At 46.7% G+C, this 19360-nt stretch carries 17 protein-coding genes and 2 pseudogenes; 10 read left to right on the top strand and 9 right to left on the bottom strand.

All coding sequences use genetic code 11. The features are described from left to right. Nucleotides 1-5: 5 nt before the first annotated feature. On the bottom strand, nucleotides 6-1700 hold the full coding sequence (locus tag ACFQZR_RS27570; RefSeq protein ID WP_379351529.1) for a PucR family transcriptional regulator: 1695 nt from the start codon (nucleotides 1698-1700) through the stop codon (nucleotides 6-8). Nucleotides 1701-1855: 155 nt separating this feature from the next. On the opposite strand from ACFQZR_RS27570, the gene ACFQZR_RS27565 reads away from it, so the two are divergent. The 6 genes and pseudogenes from ACFQZR_RS27565 to arcC all read left to right on the top strand — a co-directional run bounded on the left by ACFQZR_RS27565 (nucleotide 1856) and on the right by arcC (nucleotide 8921). Continuing rightward, nucleotides 1856-2464, top strand: coding sequence for an ankyrin repeat domain-containing protein (locus ACFQZR_RS27565; RefSeq protein ID WP_379351528.1), 609 nt, complete (start codon nucleotides 1856-1858; stop codon nucleotides 2462-2464). Nucleotides 2465-2545: 81 nt separating this feature from the next. Then, nucleotides 2546-3451 carry an oxamate carbamoyltransferase subunit AllH family protein gene (locus ACFQZR_RS27560; RefSeq protein WP_379351527.1) on the top strand — a complete coding sequence of 302 codons (906 nt, stop codon included), beginning with the start codon at nucleotides 2546-2548 and terminating at the stop codon, nucleotides 3449-3451. After that, a complete protein-coding gene (gene fdrA / locus ACFQZR_RS27555) occupies nucleotides 3433-4977 on the top strand; it encodes an acyl-CoA synthetase FdrA (RefSeq protein WP_379351526.1) in 1545 nt (514 codons plus the stop codon). Before ACFQZR_RS27560 ends, fdrA begins: the two co-directional genes overlap by 19 nt. Nucleotides 4978-4983: 6 nt before the next feature. Next, nucleotides 4984-6408, top strand: a complete 1425-nt coding sequence (locus tag ACFQZR_RS27550) for a YlbE family protein (protein WP_379351525.1) — start codon at nucleotides 4984-4986, stop codon at nucleotides 6406-6408. A gap of 64 nt (nucleotides 6409-6472) precedes the next feature. Continuing rightward, nucleotides 6473-7951 (top strand): annotated as a pseudogene (locus ACFQZR_RS27545) (cytosine permease). A 19-nt stretch (nucleotides 7952-7970) separates the two neighbouring features. After that, nucleotides 7971-8921: a carbamate kinase gene (arcC, locus tag ACFQZR_RS27540; protein WP_379351524.1), complete on the top strand. Its 951-nt coding sequence runs from the start codon at nucleotides 7971-7973 to the stop codon at nucleotides 8919-8921. Between the two features lie 74 nt (nucleotides 8922-8995). Here arcC and murI read toward each other — a convergent pair whose 3' ends face one another. Then, entirely contained in the window at nucleotides 8996-9790 is a 795-nt protein-coding gene (gene murI / locus ACFQZR_RS27535; protein ID WP_379351523.1) for a glutamate racemase, read from the bottom strand. A gap of 170 nt (nucleotides 9791-9960) precedes the next feature. Here murI and ACFQZR_RS27530 point away from each other — a divergent pair, with 170 nt between their 5' ends. From ACFQZR_RS27530 to ACFQZR_RS27520, 3 genes are all read left to right on the top strand, one after another. Next, a complete protein-coding gene (locus ACFQZR_RS27530) occupies nucleotides 9961-10725 on the top strand; it encodes an exodeoxyribonuclease III (RefSeq protein ID WP_379351547.1) in 765 nt (254 codons plus the stop codon). A gap of 13 nt (nucleotides 10726-10738) precedes the next feature. Continuing rightward, a complete protein-coding gene (locus tag ACFQZR_RS27525) occupies nucleotides 10739-11383 on the top strand; it encodes a DUF2306 domain-containing protein (RefSeq protein WP_379351522.1) in 645 nt (214 codons plus the stop codon). Nucleotides 11384-11600: 217 nt separating this feature from the next. Then, on the top strand, nucleotides 11601-13124 hold the full coding sequence (locus tag ACFQZR_RS27520; protein ID WP_379351521.1) for a flavocytochrome c: 1524 nt from the start codon (nucleotides 11601-11603) through the stop codon (nucleotides 13122-13124). A gap of 52 nt (nucleotides 13125-13176) precedes the next feature. Here ACFQZR_RS27520 and ACFQZR_RS27515 read toward each other — a convergent pair whose 3' ends face one another. Then, nucleotides 13177-13770: a sugar O-acetyltransferase gene (locus ACFQZR_RS27515; protein ID WP_379351520.1), complete on the bottom strand. Its 594-nt coding sequence runs from the start codon at nucleotides 13768-13770 to the stop codon at nucleotides 13177-13179. Between the two features lie 190 nt (nucleotides 13771-13960). Here ACFQZR_RS27515 and ACFQZR_RS27510 point away from each other — a divergent pair. Next, a pseudogene (locus ACFQZR_RS27510) lies at nucleotides 13961-14050 on the top strand (short-chain dehydrogenase); the annotation flags it as partial. Nucleotides 14051-14110: 60 nt separating this feature from the next. Here ACFQZR_RS27510 and ACFQZR_RS27505 read toward each other — a convergent pair. From ACFQZR_RS27505 to ACFQZR_RS27480, 6 genes are all read right to left on the bottom strand, one after another. Beyond that, entirely contained in the window at nucleotides 14111-14875 is a 765-nt protein-coding gene (locus tag ACFQZR_RS27505; protein WP_379351519.1) for an HAD-IIB family hydrolase, read from the bottom strand. A 113-nt stretch (nucleotides 14876-14988) separates the two neighbouring features. Continuing rightward, nucleotides 14989-15426 (bottom strand): VOC family protein, encoded by a 438-nt coding sequence (locus ACFQZR_RS27500; protein ID WP_379351518.1) that lies wholly within the window; start codon nucleotides 15424-15426, stop codon nucleotides 14989-14991. A 189-nt stretch (nucleotides 15427-15615) separates the two neighbouring features. Next, a complete protein-coding gene (locus ACFQZR_RS27495; protein ID WP_379351517.1) occupies nucleotides 15616-16584 on the bottom strand; it encodes an iron-hydroxamate ABC transporter substrate-binding protein in 969 nt (322 codons plus the stop codon). A gap of 174 nt (nucleotides 16585-16758) precedes the next feature. After that, nucleotides 16759-17193, bottom strand: coding sequence for a hypothetical protein (locus ACFQZR_RS27490; protein ID WP_379351516.1), 435 nt, complete (start codon nucleotides 17191-17193; stop codon nucleotides 16759-16761). Nucleotides 17194-17221: 28 nt separating this feature from the next. Beyond that, the gene (locus tag ACFQZR_RS27485) at nucleotides 17222-17695 is read right to left on the bottom strand and encodes a DinB family protein (RefSeq protein WP_379351515.1); all 474 of its coding nucleotides are present in this window, start codon (nucleotides 17693-17695) and stop codon (nucleotides 17222-17224) included. 188 nt (nucleotides 17696-17883) lie between these two features. Continuing rightward, nucleotides 17884-19275 (bottom strand): hypothetical protein, encoded by a 1392-nt coding sequence (locus ACFQZR_RS27480; protein ID WP_379351514.1) that lies wholly within the window; start codon nucleotides 19273-19275, stop codon nucleotides 17884-17886. Nucleotides 19276-19360 lie beyond the last annotated feature (85 nt).

Here is a 19360-nt window from a genome sequence, read left to right as displayed (position 1 = left end):
CCTTTTTATACTTTATTCAACAATCGGAAGATCTTCAGCGCGAGTTGAATCTGCAGCAACTCCTCCGAATTTTTCAAATCTGTACCGAGCATTTCCTTGATCTTATCGATGCGATAGATGAAGGTGTTGCGGTGAATGAACATCGCTTTGGCTGCTTCACTGACATTGTGATTGTGAATGAAGTAGTTCTCCAACGTAATCATAAAGCTTGTCCCGTACGTATTATCATGTTCATAGAGCTTGCCGAGCCGTTTCAGGAAGAAGTCTTCGAGCTCCATCTCTTTGATATTGGAGTCTAAGAAATGATAGACCGAGTAGTCCTCGAAATGCGACACTTCGCCATGACTGCCGAATTTCTGCATCAGCCGAATCGCTTCATGGGCTTCTGAGAAGCTTTTGTGCAGCGAACTGATCGACTTATACTGTCTACCAATACCAATCGTAAATGTCGTCTTCTTAATCTGCTTCTGCAACTTCTCATGCAGCTCAATGGCATAATTTTTCGTCTCCGAGACCGTCACGTTTGGCCGGAATTCATTCTGACCGACCATAATAATAATCCGTTGATTTCGGTAGAAACAGGTTACTTCCCCATTCGCTCCACTTGAATCCTCATAGACCAATTCCACGCATTTTTTCGCCAGATTATCCATTTCATATTTACGGACGACCATATCATCGAACCGCTCCGGATCCATGGGTTCCATGTTGATCACAACGCAGTAATACATATAATTCGAATTCAAGCCATGCAAATCACACAACGTCTGGATGGTATCCGTCGAGGTCAGCTTCCCGGTCAATAAGTCGTCGAAGAAGTCTTGGCGAATTTGCAGCTTCACTTCTTCAATTTCCTTCGCCTTGATGCGTTCGAGCGCCATAATGGTCGAGGATTGCTCCAGGACGATATAGTCGAATTCCGTCAGCTCGCGGACCGTCTGCCAGACGACAATATAGCCATAGATGTAATGATCAACAGCAACCGGCAGAATACGACATTTGATCTCCTGCCCCTTCGTATAGTAGATCCGCTTGACCGACTTTTTCATTTCACTCATATTACTCGGAATAGAATCACGGAAATCCCGGGTGAAGACAGGCCGGTTCGGTATTAGATGCAGGCTTCCCTCGAGCGGAATTGGGTTGTCCTCCAGCTCCGTATAGTGCAGCAAATTCCAATCCCGATCGAGGAAAATAATCGGATTATGAATCGTCTCTGATAGCTCCATCGAAATCCGCTCAATTCCCCCGCCTTCAAGCGCAATTCGGAACAGAATGTTATGCATATCCAGCGTTCTTCGATTCAATAAATCATATCTTCCCGATGCCTTCTCATTAATGATCGCAATCACCTTAGACAACGGATAAGTAAATGGGAGCTCTAGTAAGGGCAGGCCGTATTTGTTCGCAAGATCAATCATATTCTGCGGAAGCTTATCGAAATAACGCTTCATTTTGACACACAACCCCGCGCAATTGATTTCCGCAAGCTCACGAATAATCCGATTCTGAAGCTCTTCATTTCCTTTAAAAATATAACCCGTAGATAAAAGTAATTCGTTCGAGGACAACCAGTCAAATGCATCTGGATTTTCCATAATATTGACAATCGATATCACATTATTGATTCCCTGCTCTCCAGCAACGACCTTAATGCCTTCGATTGATTTGATATGGAGTAAATCTTTTACTGTAAGCATTTTCCTCACCCCTTTATTTTTACCAGTTCGATTGTATTATTGTGCACCCTGCACAATGGACTTCGACTTTTTTTAGTGTTGTTAACCAATGCTCATTTCATGTAACCGCACTACAATAATTCTGCAACACCAATTCACGATGTGGAGGTTTTCGGATGTCAGACAACAACTTGGTACAACAGTTTCTTGAAGCAGCAAGTCAGGGCGATGTCGCAACTTTGAAGGAATGCTTAGAGCAAGGTATCGACATCAACGTAAGAAACAAGCAAAAAAGAACGGCGATTCTGATCGCTGCAATGAATGATCATTTGGAGGCTGTATCCTTCCTCGTTGAAGCTGGAGCGAATGTGGATTTGCAAGACGAAACTTGCTTCAACCCATTCTTATTCGGCTGCATTAACGGGAAGCTCGAGCTCGTCAAACTGATGATCAAAGCGAATACGAACATTGAATTATTGACTCGCTTCGGCGGCGTCGGCATTACCCCTGCAAGTGAGAAAGGCCATGTTGAAGTTGTTCGTGAGCTCCTAAAGACAACAGACATCAATGTGAATCATACGAACATTTGCGGTTGGACGCCTCTCATCGAAGCGATCATCTTGAATGATGGCGGAGAGAAGCAACAAACCATCATTAAGCTCTTGATCGAACATGGCGCAAATGTGCACATGGTGGATAAGTACGGTGTAACACCACTTGAGCTTGCAAGAAAGAAAGGTTTCGGCGAAATCGAGCAAATCTTGTTAGCAGCAGGAGCAAAGTAAGACATTGCCTTGCGCTGAACCATCCAGCCTGCGCATTGACCGCGGTCCATCTTAGAAATACAAGAAGGGAAGTGCAAGGAAATGCGCATACATCATGCACGATCATGTGATCTGGATTGGATCAATCAACTACAGCACACGACATTTCATGGTTATGTGCATAGTGTATTCGACAGAACGATAAATGTCGAATGCAGCGAAAATGGCGAATTATATACCTTGGCATGCCAGCACTTGGATAATGCACCGAATACGATGCTAATCGACATGGATCGATTCAGCGAACTTGCGATAAAAGTTAACGACATGGTATATGCTGACCAGCGAATTGTACACATTGGAGATCAATTGTCGATCGCGATGGATCAAGTTACGACGTGGGAATGTCAGCTTCCTTTTTTCCCGAATAACATCGGATCTGTTATCAATCATCTAGCATTTACGAAAGAAATCATCGAACAACGCGGGAAATGCGGTGGCATGAAGCCCGATTTAACGAGGAGCAGCATATTTGAACAAGAAACATCCAGGTTGCTAAGCGAACGTTCCCTGATGCTTCAGGAAGCACTGCTTCAACATCGCGTCTCGGATGCACTTCGCCATGCGGCTGGGCTCATCGGCCTTGGGCCAGGGTTAACCCCTTCGGGAGATGACTTTCTCGTTGGCCTCCTCTCTACTTTTCACATGGAGAATAGCCCAGGCCGCATCTATCAAGGATTCGGCGAGAAAATCGTGGACGTCGCAAGAACATTGACCAATGAGATTAGTTATACAGCACTCAAGCAAGCATCCAAGGGTCGAGTGAGGGAATCTATCACCCGTTTGCTTCATTCCATTACATGCGGTAAACAAGAAGAGTTGATTCTCTCTTTAGATAAGGTATTAAATATCGGATCTTCATCAGGCACGGACATCGTCTACGGGATTGTCTGTGGATTGGAGATCAACATAAAAGCAGGAGGTACAGTATGTCCACAAAAGTTGTAATCAAACAAAGTACGTATTTCGATTCTGTGTCCTTGATGTCCCTATCCACCAAAGCGAACCAAATTGAAGGTGTGGAGCAAGCGGTTATCGCGATGGGAACGGAAATGAATAAAGAAGTTCTTCGCAATGTTGGACTCTTAACTCCTGAACTGGAAGAGGCCAAAACAAGCGACCTGATGATTGTCGTGAAAGCAGCAACTGATGAGCTTTGTGAAAGCGCATTCCTGCAAATCGAAGAGCTATTCAAGAACAAAGGCGCAGCAAAAGGAACAAGCGACATCAAATATCCAACGATTGATTCCGCAGCAAAAAGCATCCCAGAAGCTAACCTAGCGGTCATCTCCGTAAACGGTGCATATGCAGCAAGAGAAGCTAGGAAAGCGTTAGATAACGACCTACACGTTATGCTCTTCAGCGACAACGTAAGCGTCGAAGATGAGATCGCATTGAAACAATATGCACATGAAAAAGGCTTGCTCGTCATGGGTCCAGACTGCGGAACAGCGATTATCGGTAATGTCGCGCTCTGCTTCGGTAACTCCGTTCGACGCGGCAACATCGGGATCGTCGGCGCATCCGGTACAGGCAGCCAAGAAGTTAGCGTTCGTATCCATGACTTCGGCGGCGGCATTACGCAGTTGATCGGTACTGGCGGACGTGACCTGAGCGAACAAGTTGGCGGCATCATGATGCTGGATGGCATGAAAGCGCTTGATGAAGATGAGGCAACCAAAGTGATCGTCTTGATCTCCAAACCACCAGCACCTAGCGTGGAGAAAAAAGTGCTCGACCAAATCAAGCTGTGCAAGAAGCCTGTCGTCGTTTACTTCATAGGCGGTACGGAAGAGTCGGTTGTTGCAGCAGGTGGCCACTTCGCGAAGACATCCAAGGAAGCAGCGCTTAAAGCGGTTGTCCTCGCTGGCGCAGACGAGAGCACGATTAACAAACGCGCACTTAACATTCCGCTCGTGGAAGAAATTCGTGCGAAATTAACACCCGAGCAAAAATATATTCGCGGATTGTTCTGCGGCGGTACGCTGTGTGATGAAGCCATGTACATTGCCATGGACAAATTCGATAACGTCTACAGCAACATTCAGAAGAATCCTGACTACAAGCTGAAGGATCTGCATGTTAGCAAAGAGCACACCTTCCTCGATCTCGGTGACGATGACTTCACGAACGGCAAGCCGCATCCAATGATCGACCCTTCGACACGGATCGCGCGTTTCTTGCAAGAAGCGAAGGACCCTGAGGTTGGCGTCATTGTCATGGACTTCATTCTTGGCTTCGGCTCACATGAGGATCCAGTTGGCGTCATGCTTCCTGCGATTATCGAAGCGAAGGAACTGGCTGCGAAGGAAGGTAGACATCTTGAAATCCTCGGCTACGTTCTCGGTACAGATCTCGACAGTCCGAAGATTGAAGACCAAGTGAACAAGTTGATGGAAGCAGGCGTCACGATCGCAAGCAGCAGCACGAATGCAGGTCTGCTATCCAGAGAATTTGTCGTGAAAGGGGCTTAATGAATCATGAGTAAAATAAATGATCTTTTTAATAGCAAATTGAATGTCATCAACGTGGGTATCGAATTTTTCAAAGACGATATCTTGAAGCAAAACGCGACAGCGACACACCTTGAGTGGAAACCACCGGGCGGCGGCAAGCCAGAATTGATCACAGCACTCGATAAACTCGAGGATCCAGCAATGCTCGAGAAAATCGAAGCAGCGAACAAATTGGCAGTTGAGCGTATCGTGAACTCCCAACCGATCTTGATCGGCTTCGATCAAGCGATCAACTGTGTACCTGGCATGACGAAAACAACGATTCTTCACTCGGGACCTCCAATTACGTGGGATCGCATGAACGGTGCCATGAGAGGCGCGGTAACGGGCGCGATCGTATTCGAAGGCCTAGCGAAGAATCTGGAAGAAGCTGCTAAAGTCGCTGCATCCGGCAAAATTACATTTGCACCTTGTCACGAACACAACTGTGTAGGCTCCATGGCTGGCGTCACCTCCGCATCCATGTTCATGCACATCGTTGAGAATAAAACGTATGGCAACATCGCTTACACGAACCTTAGTGAGCAAATGTCCAAAATCCTGCGCATGGGTGCGAATGACGAGACGGTTATCGCTCGCCTGAACTGGATGAACGACGTACTCGGTCCGATGCTTCGTGACGCGATGAAATTGTCGAATGGTATCGATCTTCGTCTCATGCTGGCACAAGCGCTTCATATGGGCGACGAGTGTCATAATCGGAACAATGCTGGTACAAGCTTGCTTATTCAAGCGCTGACACCATTCATTCTAGAGACGAATTTCACAACAGAACAGAAACGTGAAGTCTTCGACTTCGTTGCGAGCAGCGATTACTTCTCCGGACCAACTTGGATGGCACTATGCAAATGCGCACTTGATGCAGCACACGGCATTGAGAACAGTACAATTGTTACGACCATGGCGCGTAACGGGGTTGAGTTCGGTATTCGTGTCAGCGGTATGCCAGGCAACACGTGGTTCACGGGCCCTGCACAGAAGGTTATTGGACCGATGTTCGCGGGCTACAAGCCAGAAGATTCGGGCCTTGATATCGGCGATAGTGCGATTACAGAGACGTACGGAATCGGCGGATTCGCGATGGCAGCTGCGCCAGCGATTGTCGCTCTTGTCGGCGGTACGGTAGAAGAAGCACTTGGCTTCTCGACGAAAATGAAGGAAATTACGACAACAGAGAACCCGAACGTGACGATTCCTCTGCTTAACTTCAGCGGGATTGCAACGGGTATCGATGTACGAAATGTCATTCAGACAGGTATTCTTCCCGTCATCAACACAGCGATTGCACATAAGGAGCCAGGTATTGGCATGATTGGTGCGGGAATTACGTACCCACCAACGGAAGCGTTCGAGAAAGCATTGCTCGCTTTAAGTGACAAAATCAGCTAGATCCTTATCTTGTAACAAGCCGCAGTAGATCTTTGTCAACTTAATAAGAGATAGGAGAATTTCGATGGAACAGGTCAACAATCGTAGTATCGAAGAGTTCAAATCTTACGGATATGCAGAGGATATTCTTCCGAAATCCCCTGAGAAGCGTGATTGGAGCACTTTCAACTACATTACAGTTTGGATGGGCGCTGTGCATAACTTGATGTCGTATATGACCGTTGCGGGATTTTTCGTACTCGGTTTGTCTGTACCGCAAGTACTATGGGCGGTCATGACAGCGGCATTTATCGTATCGATCGGTTATGTGTTGAATGGCTACGCAGGATCGAAATACGGCATTGGATATTCGATGTTACTTCGAAGCTCCTTTGGCGTGAAAGGTTCGGTTATTCCTGCACTATGCCGCGGGCTAATAGCAGGGGTCGTATTTTTCGGGACAAAGACGATTATTGGGGCACAGTCCTTTAACGTTATTTTCACGAAAATCTTCCCGGGCTATATGGACATGGTTCCCGGTTTTAATTTCCTAGGACTCGATTTCCCGACGATGGTATCCTACATCATACTGTGGGTCATCACCGTGGGATTATTCCTAGGTGGCATGAAAATTCTTAGTGTGTTCAGTAAATGGTCTTCACCCATCATTTATATCTTCATCGTAGGCGCTGCAATCTGGGCCATCAGCGTAGCTGGCGGATTCGGACCGATCTTCGACTATACGCCAAGCAATCCAACGTCAAGCCCGCTTGTCTTTATCGCTTGTGTCAGTGCACTCGTATAGAACTGGGGCGGTCCAATTGTGAACATCGCGGATCTTACGCAGCGTGCGAAGACAGACAAAGCACCAATGATCGGCTTACCGCTTGGCATGATCGCTTCGTATATCCTATTCGGTATCACTTGCGTGGCTCTACTCGTAGGTACACAAATCGCATTTGGCATCGAAGGATTCAATATCGTTGCAGCCATCGACCAAATCGGTAATCCGTTTATCGTCATTGTGCTGTTGCTTACCTTAAATATTGCATCGACAAGCTATGTTGTATTCGGTAACTTGCTTCCTTCCGGCTTACAAATGACGGCGCTTCTGCCAAAAGTGTTCAATGTGAAAACGGCGGCGATTCTGACTGCCATTATCGGAACAGCGATCTTACCTTGGAAGCTCGTCAATGGCACACAAGCGCTGTATCTATTCTATAGCTTCATCGGTTCCATGTATGGCCCGATTACGGGCATCATGCTAACGAGCTTCTTCCTAGAACGGAAAAGAATGCTGAACCTATCCGCGATCTACTTGAAGCAAGGTGATAACGGCGAGCATAAGAGCGGCTATAATGTCATAGCTTGTACTGTATTCATCATCAGCTTCCTGATCGTATTGTCCGGCGCATTCTTCAAAGACGTCGCCGTCCTTGCGGCCATCAGCAAATCCGCATTCCTGAGCGGATTGATTATCTCAGGTGTGCTCTATGCTATATTCTATCGATTCAACAACCACACGACTGTCCAAGAACGTGAGACAGGAGTGAAAGCATCTTAATTTCTTAGGAGGAATCCCCATGAGTAAACTCGTCATTGTAGCCATCGGTGGCAATTCATTAGTACGTGATAACGGCCGCGATTCGATTCAAGATCAATATGAAGCCGTTCGTGAGACCGTCGTCAATATCGCAGATATGGTTCAGGAAGGTTATAAGGTTGTCGTTACCCACGGTAACGGCCCCCAAGTTGGATTTGCTATGCAACGTGTCGAGATTGCCAGCGAAGTAAGCGGCATGCCGACGATTCCACTGGTGAACTGTGTCGCAGATACTCAAGGGGGAATCGGCTACCAAATTCAACAAGCACTAACGAACGAATTCGCGAGACGCGGTATTAACAAAAAAGTGGCAAGCGTCATTACCCAAGTGGAAGTCAGCAAGGATGATCCGAACTTCCAGAACCCGACGAAGCCAGTTGGCTCCTTCTTCACCCTAGAGCAAGCTGAGGCGATGAAGAAGGATCACCCGGACTGGGTAATGATCGAAGATTCAGGTCGAGGCTACCGCCGTGTCGTTCCTTCGCCGAAGCCCATCGATATCGTTGAGAAGGATGCAATCAAATCTCTGATCGATGCAGATTACGTTGTTATCGCTGTAGGCGGTGGCGGTATTCCCGTCGTTCGGACAGGCGACAACACGTATGACGGGGTTGACGCGGTGATCGACAAGGACTTCGCTACAAGTCTACTCGCAGAGCAAGTGAATGCGGAGACATTGATAATTACAACGGGCGTATCCCGCGTGTGCATCAACTTCGGCAAACCGAATCAGAAGGCGCTGGAGAAGATTACGGTCGAAGAGACGAAGCAATATGTCACTGAGAACCACTTCGCTCCAGGTAGTATGCTGCCGAAGATCGAAGCAAGCCTTAGCTTCTTAGAGAAGAATGGATCTCGTGTTATTATTACGAATCCAGAGAGCCTAAAAGATGCTATTCATGAACGTGCAGGAACGCATATTGTGAAATAATTGGAACGAATAATAGGCCGGAAGTTCACGCTCGCGAACTTCCGGCCTTATTATTCATAGATCTACGCAATGGTCTACACTACACTCCGGGTTACATATCCGTCCTCGCGGATTAGTGCGAGTGCGGTCTTCATTTTATCCAAATAGATAGGGTCATTCCCCGAACACATAAACCGTACACTGCCACTTCCACTGCCGGCAGGAATACCATATCGGTTCAACAGGGCAGACAGCCGCTTAATCGTGCCCGCATTGCCGTCGATCATCTCGATATGCGATGGCAGGATGTCGTGGAGAATTCCTTTGTAATACGGATAATGGGTACAGCCAAGGACAATCATTCCATAATCATCTAAGTTATAAGCCGCAAGCTGCGACCGGAAATAATCACGCATCGTCTCACGATCGAACTGCATGGCCTCACAATATTCGACAAGTTCTGGCAGCGGAAGAGAATCGACAATTCCCCCTTCATCCACACGATGTACAAGCGCATAATATTTAGGCTGCTGCAAGGTTAATGGTGTTGCGAAGACGAGCACCCGCTTCCCTGTCGCACGATTCATCTCTACTGCTGGCTTTACCGCAGGCTCCATACCAACGATCGGGAATGAATACCGCTCACGAAGCTCGTTAATCGCAATACTGGTCGCTGTATTACACGCGATGACCAGCGCATCGATGCCCACATGCACCATCTGTTCTACGCCCTCTAGAATGAATGATCTTACATCATCCTTCGATTTCGTTCCGTAAGGGACATGCAGGGTATCTGCCATGAAGAGATAATTCTCTGTCGGCAGCCGGCGCAGCGATTCAGCTAATACCGTAAGGCCGCCGATCCCCGAATCGAAAAACCCGATTGTCATGTGTCATCAATTCCTATCGTAAAGATTTATAGTTATGTGGTAGAAATCATAGCTAATTCTAGAATATCGCGGGTTGCCGATGATCGCAAGTTGATTCTTCGAACGGAAGTCCCTTCTATGGTACACTAGAGAAAATAAACTATCGTCAATAAGCAAGGAGATTTGTCATGATCAAGTTCGTATCCTGGAATGTAAACGGCCTCCGTGCCTGCGTGAACAAAGGGTTCTATGATTACTTCAAAGACATGGATGCAGATATATTCTGTGTGCAAGAAACGAAGCTGCAGGAAGGGCAGATTGAATTAGAACTGGGCGAAGAATATATGCAGTTCTGGAATTACGCGGAGAAGAAAGGCTATTCGGGGACAGCGGTATTCACTCGGCTGAAGCCGTTATCTGTCCGGTATGGAATCGAGGAAGACTACGAGCCTGAAGGTCGCGTAATTACGCTCGAATTCGATACCTTCTACCTCGTAACAGTCTATACCCCCAATGCGAAACGCGATTTATCACGTCTGGATTACCGAATGGAATGGGAAGATCGATTCCGAGGTTATCTACAAGAATTGGACAACCATAAGCCCGTCATTGTATGCGGAGATTTGAACGTCGCCCATCAGGAGATTGACCTGAAGCATCCGAAGCCTAACTTAGGCAATGCTGGCTTCACACTCGAAGAACGGGGCAAAATGACGACGTTGCTCAGCTCCGGATTCACGGATACGTTCCGCCACCTCTTCCCGGATCAGACAGACATCTATTCATGGTGGTCTTACATGCCGAAGGTACGGGAGCGGAACGTGGGCTGGCGGATAGACTATTTCCTCGTCTCTTCACAGTTGAATGACTCCATTAAAGACGCTAAGATTGATTGTCACATCATGGGCAGTGATCATTGTCCGGTCATCTTGGAGCTAGATCTAGACCAATCATGAAGGTTCCGCACTTATGAATACGTTACGAAATAGACGGTTATATATAGGGATGATCGGTATTGCTGTCGTGTACATCCTCTATGTCACCTTCATGAACTTCATTCATGATCCGCAGGCTACTGCGTTTCTCGATCATAAAGCGGGCCTTAAGCGCTCGGTGAACACCGATATTTGGCTGCCTGTTATGATGGTTCATATTATTTTTGCCTGTGTGGCCATGCTTGCTGGGGCTGTGAACTTCTCGAACCTGGTTCTGACACGGTATCGTTCTTTCCACCGGGCCAACGGTTATCTCTATGTCATAGCCGTCTGTATCGTGGATATCACATCAGGCTACATGGCCCCATTCGCCACAGGCGGGAAAATCAATAGTATGGCGTTTAACTTTATCAATCTCATCTGGCTACTCATGACGATTGCAGCAGTTGTGTTCATTAAGCGTAAACAAGTGATGAAGCACCGGAAGTGGATGATTCGAAGCTATGTCTTCTGTTATACGAATCTATTCATTCATCTGCTCACCTATCTTGCGAGCAAAGGCGCTGGACTGCCATACGTAACGAGTTATACGATCGGTGTCTACGGCGCAATCGTGATCAATATTCTCATCGCCGAATGGATCATTCGCCGCATCTTGCCAAGAAAAGGGGACGGCTAACCTCCGTCCTTTCACACTCCCGCACAACCTATTTCCATGACATGACCCTAGGAAAAAATCCACTTATTTGTGAAATAAATCACAATATTAGATCTGATTATATATTAGAATTGAAGCGGACTAAAAGAGGATGCAATCAGATCAAGGAAATATCGGATTGATTGGACTCTTTATGTTTAACGAAATCTATGAAAGATAGAAAAGTGGAGGGTTCATCATGAAAAAGAAAGTATCAGCAATGCTTGTTCTCATTCTCTCCTTCATGCTCATCATCACAGGATGCGGTAAAGGAAGCCAGAATCAGAGTCAGGACAGTATGAAGAAAGAAGAGGCAAAAGAAACAGAAGCCGTGTCAGGAGCTACTCAAGGTGGTTATACACCAATTGATCAGCTTAAAGATAAATATGACATCATCATTGTCGGTGCAGGTGGTGCAGGGATGTCTGCTGCACTTGAGGCAAAAGAAAAGGGCTTGAACCCGGTTATTTTCGAAAAAATGCCGATTGCCGGGGGAAATACGATGAAATCATCTTCAGGCATGAATGCTTCCGAGACCAAGTTCCAAAAAGAACAAGGCATTCAAGACAGCAACGATTTATTTTATGAAGAGACTCTAAAAGGCGGTCATAACACCAACGACAAAGAAATGCTTCGTTTTTTCGTTGACAATTCAGCTAGTGCGATCGATTGGCTCGACTCCATCGGCATTCGTCTGAACAATATCACGATTACAGGCGGCATGAACGAGAAACGCACACACCGTCCGGAAGACGGCTCAGCAGTAGGGCAATACCTTGTCAAAGGCTTGATGAAAAATATCCAAGAGAAAGAAATTCCACTTTTCGTCAAAGCGGATGTGAAGGAAATTACGGAAAAGGACGGTAAAGTGAACGGCGTCAAAGTCGTGATCGATGGAAATGAAGAGAAAACTATTGCAGCGGATGCTGTTGTTGTGACAACCGGCGGTTTTGGCGCTAATATGGATATGATTTCCGAAGTTCGGTCTGACTTAAAAGGTCTCGTGACTACCAACCAAATAGGTAGTACCGGTGACGGAATTAAGATGATAGAGAAGCTCGGCGGCGTAACGGTGGATATGGATCAAATTCAAGTTCACCCTACGGTACAGCAAGAGAAATCCTATCTCATCGGTGAAGCTGTCCGTGGTGAAGGAGCTATCCTCGTATCCAGTGAGGGCAAACGCTTCACAAATGAACTGAACACTCGTGACAATGTCACGGCTGCAATCAATAAGCTTCCTGAAAAGTCAGCTTATCTCGTATTTGATTCCGGCGTAAAATCCCGTGCGAAAGCAATTCAGCAGTACGAGAAAATGGGATTTGTCCTTCAAGGCGAATCGATCGAGGCTTTAGCCAAAGCATTGAACGTTCCAGCTGATCAACTGAAAGCCACGGTGGATACATGGAACAGCGCAGTGAAAAATAAAAAGGACGCCGAATTCGGCAGAACGACAGGAATGGACAACGACTTGTCTGGCGCACCCTACTATGCCATTAAAATCGCTCCTGGGATTCACTACACCATGGGCGGCGTGAAAATCAACACAAATACGGAAGTGCTGAATAAAGACGGCAAACCTATTCCAGGTCTATATGCAGCAGGCGAGCTAACAGGCGGCTTGCACGGTCAGAACCGGATCGGCGGCAACTCCGTAGCGGAGATCATTATTTTCGGCCGCCAAGCGGGTATCAAGTCGGCTGAATTCGTCCAAGCACAGTAAAGCTGAACGTATCCCAAAAAAAGACCCTCAGAAATGAGGGTCTTTTGCTATATTAGTCCCGGTAGTGACGATACTTCTTCTTGTCCTCTTCCGTAATTGGCCGAATCACTCGACATGGATTACCTGCAGCAATAACGCCGGGTGGGATATCCTTCGTCACGACGCTCCCCGCACCAATCACGCTATTGTCTCCAATGGTTACGCCCGGCAGGACACTAACCCCGCCGCCAATCCATACGTTATCTCCAACCGTAATCGGAAACGCAATCTCTAACCCTTCGTTCCGCTGCTCGACATCGAGCGGATGCCCTGCTGTATAGAAGCCGCAATTGGGCGCGATGAACACATTGTCACCAAAGGTGATTGTGGCACAGTCCAGCATGATGCAATTGTGATTCGCATAGAAGTTCTTGCCGATTTCGATATTATAGCCATAATCGCAATAAAAAGGCTGTTCGATGTGGAACGTCTCTGCCGTCTTGCCGAACAGCTTCCTCAGGATGGCCACCCGCTCCTCCAGCTTCTGCGGATGCAGTTGATTATGCTCGTAACATAGCCCCTTCGCATACGTACGCTCATCGATGAGCTCCTGATCGTAGTTCGCATTATAAAGGTAGCCTAGTGCTGCTTTTTCTTTCTCTGTCATGGGGTCCACTCCTTCTCTCCTATTCGTACTACACTCTATTATTTCTTCAGCATAGAAACATATCCTCGTAACTCAAGGAAATAAATAATTGCACGTCATAATGATATTGTCAAAATTGGTCAATTTACCCATAATGGAGTGGGGCATCTCATAGACGGAAGCCTGCAAGATGACAACCACATAACATTGATTATCGGATATCGCTGCTTTCCTCGCTTCACACGACAGCCGTTGGGTAACCGGACAGATAATTGATGCAAGTGGGGGTTCTCGGTTATAATGCCCTCCTCGGAGAAAAGCCACCGGATCTAAATCCGGTGGCTTTGATGTGTGTATATCACTACTCTGCTTCCAATGCAGCAAGATATTCTAGCTTCTCCACGATCTTGTCTTCCACATCGTCTTCCAAGGCGATAGATTCGGAGGCATGATTTGCAAGTTCATCATGATGGCCGATCATGACCGAATGTGACGCATGCATGAACATCGAAATATCATTCGCATCATTTCCGAACGCAATATATTGGCCCTGCTCGATACCAATTTTGCTAAGTGCCCCCCATTTATGGATGTTATTCGGACTCATATCCAGCACATTCTCACTCTTGTGGCGATGGACAACGACATCAAGGTCTGACAAACGCTCCGCTAATTCTTCCATCCGATTGGCTGTCAATATTAATACTTTGACGATCGATGGATGTTGATGGATGTCGACCATCTTCGCTAGCTTAGCCGGGTCAACATTGTTTAGAATTGGATGATCTGACGGGCCTGTATAGGAATAATCCCATTCCCCATCAATCAAATAGGTGGCTTCGAACTCTTGGATCAATGAAGTGATCGTGTTGATCTGATCCTCCGAGAACGCATGGGCATGCGTTAATTGACCCTGCTGAGAGACGAGCGATCCGTTGCCTCCAACCATGGTATGCGTATGGAACCGCTCATGTAGAACCGGCAGCATATCGCGAATGGGCCTTGCGGAGGCAAATATCACCTGGTGGCCCTTCGATTGCAGCGCTTCCAGCGCGCTTAGTATTTTTTCAGTTACCGGCTTCCCTTTGAAACAAATTGTACCGTCTAAGTCAAAAACAAACTTCATTTGACCTCACTCCTATGAATCTATTTCTATCTTTCCATCCTACCATAAATTTCTTATAGCGAAAGACCGCCCATCAAGTCACTGATGGACGGCCTTGACTAACTCTATATCGACTATGATGTCACGCCCGCTTCAACTGCAACCGGCTGCTGCCACGCCTGAAATTTATTCCCGTCCAGATCTTTAAAGTTCAACTGCAGCCCGCATCCGCCTTCATCACGCATCTCTGGCTCTATCCACACACCCGATTCACGCAAGGATGCCTCTAATGCATGAATATCATCCGTCTCGAAACAGATCGGAAACATCTCGAATGGGGAACCGCCTTCTGCCCAACCTGTTGTCATGAAGTGCAGCGGATGTCCTCCCGTGCTTGGCAGCAGGAACAACCATTGCCCGCTACCCATGATCATAATAGCTCCTTTTCCTGGCTCTACCGGTGCCCGTAACGTCAACCCTAAGACTTGCTCATACCATGCAGCGGATGCAGTAACGTCTGTCACCGGCAGATAGGCGCATTCTATACGTTTTAACAATGCCTTCTTTTCCATAACCAATCTTCCTCCTTCATGATCATTACCAGGGGCATATCCATGTTGAAGTTCGCTTGTTGCATCATCTCTATCTATTTTAATAGTATTAAATAGAAAAATATACTACAAAAAAACAACCCCCTTATATTCAAATAGAAAAAGAACACCTGAGAGTTAGTTCTCAGATGCTCTTTATAGTTAATTCAATTATTCACCAAGGAAGCTCTTAATGAAGAACTCCAACTGATATTCCATGCTCAATGGATCATTAAAGTAAAATGCCTTTGCATTCGCCTCATAGACACGATTGTTCTTCACCGCAGGAATGTTCTTGTACGTCTCCGTATTCTGGAACGAGTTGTCTTCCTCTGCATTCTTACTGAAAATGACGTAATCGCCAAAGTAATCCTTCAACACTTCTTGCGACACAGCAAAGTAGCCGTCTTTCTTCGTCGCTTCGCTGACTTTCTCAGGCTTCTTGAGCCCAAATCCTCCTTGATACAGGATTTCTGTACCACGGCCAAAGTTGTCACCATAGACGTAGAGCTGCTTATTAAAGGTCTCAATGACAGAAACGGTCGCATTTTCACCGATCTTCGCTTTGATCTTTTCCCCAGCTTCTTGTACCTTCACTTTGAAGCTATCTACCCACGCTTGCGCTTCTTTTTCTTTATTCAACAATTTCCCGATTTCAAGCTGCTGCGTCAAATAATCGACTTTACCGTATGTATAAGTAACCGTTGGAGCGATCTGCTTAAATTTATCGACGTTCTTAATATCTGACAGCCCGATAATAAGATCCGGATTCAACTCGATGATCTTCTCTACGCTCTCGTCCGACACCGCCTCAACATTCTTCAACTGCTCTTCGAATCTTGGGTTTTCCTTGGACATTTCATCCACGCCGACCACAGGCACCCCAAGCGCCATGACGTTGCCCGTTAAGAATCGCGTAATAACAACGACGCGTTGCGGATTCTTCGGAACCTCAACAGGACCATTTTCGGATTGGTAAGTAAATGTACCTGATTCTTCGGAAGCCGTCGATTTCGACGAATCTGTCTTCGTATCCGAAGACGTACTGCTTGCAGTGTTCGCAGTATCTGCTGTCTTGCTGCCGCAAGCGCTAAGTAGAAGGACCAGAACCAAAGTTAACGAAATGAACAACTTTTTCATAGAATGACTCCCCTTTTGTCTATCATGCTTATTCCATTGATTTATTAATGAGAATGATTATCATCATCAATTAACCATTCTAAAGGGTAGTGTTGTAGCTGTCAATACATATCATAGAAATTGTTCGTGCACAAAAAACCGTGTCCACCCGGGGGAAGGAGAACACGGCTTATTTCATCGCTTTTGTCTTCCGAACGCACGATTACGCCAATAGTAAACCGCCTCGAAAATCGCAAACACGCCGACGACTGCGGTGACCAAAATAACTGCCCAGACGCCGAACACCGTCATCATCATCGTAATGCCCTTATCCTCCAGTAGTAGCACACCTCCGACGACCCAAAGGAGGTCGAGCACGGTAACAACCAACACAGACCCAGGTGAGACAATCCTTCTGGAGACGACCCACACAAGAAATGCAACGAACACGAGCAGGAAAATCCCTGTTTCGGTTAATGCGGTTCTATTGTCTAATCCTGTCCAGTCACCGACATACCCGGGAAATAAAAGCAGCAAGAGACCACATACTCCGGACGAAACAGCATTCGTCAGCAGCACCTTGCGAATCAAAGCTTCACCCGCCGGGATTAAGGATTCATTGAATTTCATAGTTAACACCTCTTTCGTTCGTGAATACTTAATTACCAACTTGAAGGGCTTTAACAAGCGATAATATAACCCCTAAATGCACAGCTTCGTGGATGAACGCGAAGTTAAACACCTCGCCTGCTGTGGCGAATTTCAGCGGCCCTATTTCAAACGGTACGTCCAAGGGCAAAATGAGCGACTCGGGGTTAATTCGGGACAGATCATCAAGCTGTAAGGACAAATATTGAATGAGCTCCTCCTTCGACGGCGGTGCAGCGGTCCAATCTGCCGGTTTTGTTCCGGACATGAATAGGCCGACATAACTTTCCGGAAGCTTCGTATTTAATGCAGGGCCTGCGGAGAGGAACCAATTCAGCATCGTGGCGATATGACCAACATTCCAACGAATTGTATTGTTAAATCCTGCGGGTGTCATATCATAGATTTCTTCCGGAATTGCTTGAATGGAGCCGATCACCAATTGACGTGCCGTTATTGCGGTTTGGATGCTTGCTTGAGACATTGTACATTCCTCCTAATGGTTTGGTTCTCTTGCTTACACCACCGACTGTAGATTACAAACCACTGCCAGAACCATGCTTTTCACTGCCATTTGGTGCCAACATGGCGTTTTTTCTTCGTTTAGCAGCACAAATGGCGGCTGCTTCCCATGTATTCCCCGGGAAACAACCGCCATATCTATAGGTCTATTCATTGTGCTCTACTAAGGATATTTTTCTCCTTCAAACTCGTTGCAATCAGACGTGATCCAGCATTCTGCCAATTGTAGCAGGTTCGCTCAGGCACATAGGTACGGAACCACTCCAACGCATCTTTGGAAGGCTGGTCCAACTGATCGTCCGAATAACGTACACTGTATGGCTTGATTCCAATGACATAGGGGAAGAACAATGCATTGTAGAATTTCCATTCATCAGTTGTGCCGAATGGTTCATCCTGATTCGGCTTCATTTGCATAATACTGTGGATCAACAAAGACTTCAGCTCATTCGCCCGTTCTAGCACACCATCCGCCGCTCCGCGCATTCGAAGCCTCTCGTCCATCAATTTCAATTGTGTGAGCGGGCTCGCCGCCAATCGTTCCAGGTTGCCTAAGTTACTAAGTGCCCGCCGAATGAGGCGGTAGAGCTCCTCATCATCCATTTCATCCGGCTTCGATTCTTCATTGATTCGCACTTGAACACTTTCGACCAACCGCAGCTTGGATCGCTCTGATCGAAGCTTGGGGAACGTCATGAGTGCAAAGTTGTCGAGCATTGCCCGAATCGGATACACCAACACCTGAAATGCAATGGATATCATCATACTAACCATCAATAATGACAGTGTCGTAGCATTGAACCCCGTCTCCGTCCCGAGCCAAATAACAAGTGCCACTTGCCCAGAAAAAATAAGCGTAAAAAAGATGGAATAATCGAACGACCGGAACAAATCGGGTAGCCATGTCTCGCCTTGCTCTCTAATTTCCTTAATCAATATATACCCGCCAAATAACAGCATTCCAGCACCGTTTGCGACGAGCATACCTTGGTTCCATCCACCATCTAAGTAAAAGAGTGTCGCAGCCGTCATGCAGATAAAGATCAGAAGCGGCACATAATTGAAGCCATAGAAGACAATCGGCCGCTTCGTCCCATCGGACACCGCTCCCCATATAGAGAACAGCAGCAACAGAATAAGCAGCACACACAGAACGACTGTATAGGAAATATGATAGCGCTCTGGATTGTTGACGACAGTCAGCCAGATCCCGCTTCCTAGCACTAACGACGTTAGCCCATACTTCCATAACGGCCATACTAGGCTCCGTTGATGCGCCTGCACAGCGAACATCGATAGAACGGCGCCTTGCCACAATACGAGAGGTAAGTAGCCGCCGATGTCCCGCACCTTACTCAGCACCAATACCATATTGGGCTGGGCTGCTGCACTGTAGGAGAGCAAGACAGCTGCTCCATATCCGAGTGAGCACACCAATACACCAAGTCCAGTCAGTAATAGCCGGGCGTTTCTGATATCCCGATTGATCAGATATAAGCCGAACCAAAACATGAGTCCAAAATAGATAAGCTGTATAACCATCAGGCGGAAGGTTCTCCTTTTCAATAGAATGGGGGGATAAATTCTCATTTCGTATGTATCATTGGATATTTTAACCATATCATAA

It is taken from the genome of Paenibacillus sp. GCM10027629 (assembly GCF_042676425.1).
Classification (GTDB): Bacteria; Bacillota; Bacilli; order Paenibacillales; family Paenibacillaceae; genus Paenibacillus_K; species Paenibacillus_K terrigena.
The sequence above is the reverse complement of the archived record's forward strand: the minus strand, read 5'-3'. Positions and strand labels throughout refer to the sequence as shown.

Bases quoted from the DNA above. Each gene is read 5' to 3' on its own strand.
- ACFQZR_RS27570 (WP_379351529.1), bottom strand. From the start codon at position 1,700: ATGCTTACAGTAAAAGATTTACTCCATATCAAATCAATCGAAGGCATT.
- ACFQZR_RS27565 (WP_379351528.1), top strand. From the start codon at position 1,856: ATGTCAGACAACAACTTGGTACAACAGTTTCTTGAAGCAGCAAGTCAG.
- ACFQZR_RS27560 (WP_379351527.1), top strand. From the start codon at position 2,546: ATGCGCATACATCATGCACGATCATGTGATCTGGATTGGATCAATCAA.
- fdrA (WP_379351526.1), top strand. From the start codon at position 3,433: ATGTCCACAAAAGTTGTAATCAAACAAAGTACGTATTTCGATTCTGTG.
- ACFQZR_RS27550 (WP_379351525.1), top strand. From the start codon at position 4,984: ATGAGTAAAATAAATGATCTTTTTAATAGCAAATTGAATGTCATCAAC.
- arcC (WP_379351524.1), top strand. From the start codon at position 7,971: ATGAGTAAACTCGTCATTGTAGCCATCGGTGGCAATTCATTAGTACGT.
- murI (WP_379351523.1), bottom strand. From the start codon at position 9,790: ATGACAATCGGGTTTTTCGATTCGGGGATCGGCGGCCTTACGGTATTA.
- ACFQZR_RS27525 (WP_379351522.1), top strand. From the start codon at position 10,739: ATGAATACGTTACGAAATAGACGGTTATATATAGGGATGATCGGTATT.
- ACFQZR_RS27520 (WP_379351521.1), top strand. From the start codon at position 11,601: ATGAAAAAGAAAGTATCAGCAATGCTTGTTCTCATTCTCTCCTTCATG.
- ACFQZR_RS27515 (WP_379351520.1), bottom strand. From the start codon at position 13,770: ATGACAGAGAAAGAAAAAGCAGCACTAGGCTACCTTTATAATGCGAAC.
- ACFQZR_RS27505 (WP_379351519.1), bottom strand. From the start codon at position 14,875: ATGAAGTTTGTTTTTGACTTAGACGGTACAATTTGTTTCAAAGGGAAG.
- ACFQZR_RS27500 (WP_379351518.1), bottom strand. From the start codon at position 15,426: ATGGAAAAGAAGGCATTGTTAAAACGTATAGAATGCGCCTATCTGCCG.
- ACFQZR_RS27495 (WP_379351517.1), bottom strand. From the start codon at position 16,584: ATGAAAAAGTTGTTCATTTCGTTAACTTTGGTTCTGGTCCTTCTACTT.
- ACFQZR_RS27490 (WP_379351516.1), bottom strand. From the start codon at position 17,193: ATGAAATTCAATGAATCCTTAATCCCGGCGGGTGAAGCTTTGATTCGC.
- ACFQZR_RS27485 (WP_379351515.1), bottom strand. From the start codon at position 17,695: ATGTCTCAAGCAAGCATCCAAACCGCAATAACGGCACGTCAATTGGTG.
- ACFQZR_RS27480 (WP_379351514.1), bottom strand. From the start codon at position 19,275: ATGGTTATACAGCTTATCTATTTTGGACTCATGTTTTGGTTCGGCTTA.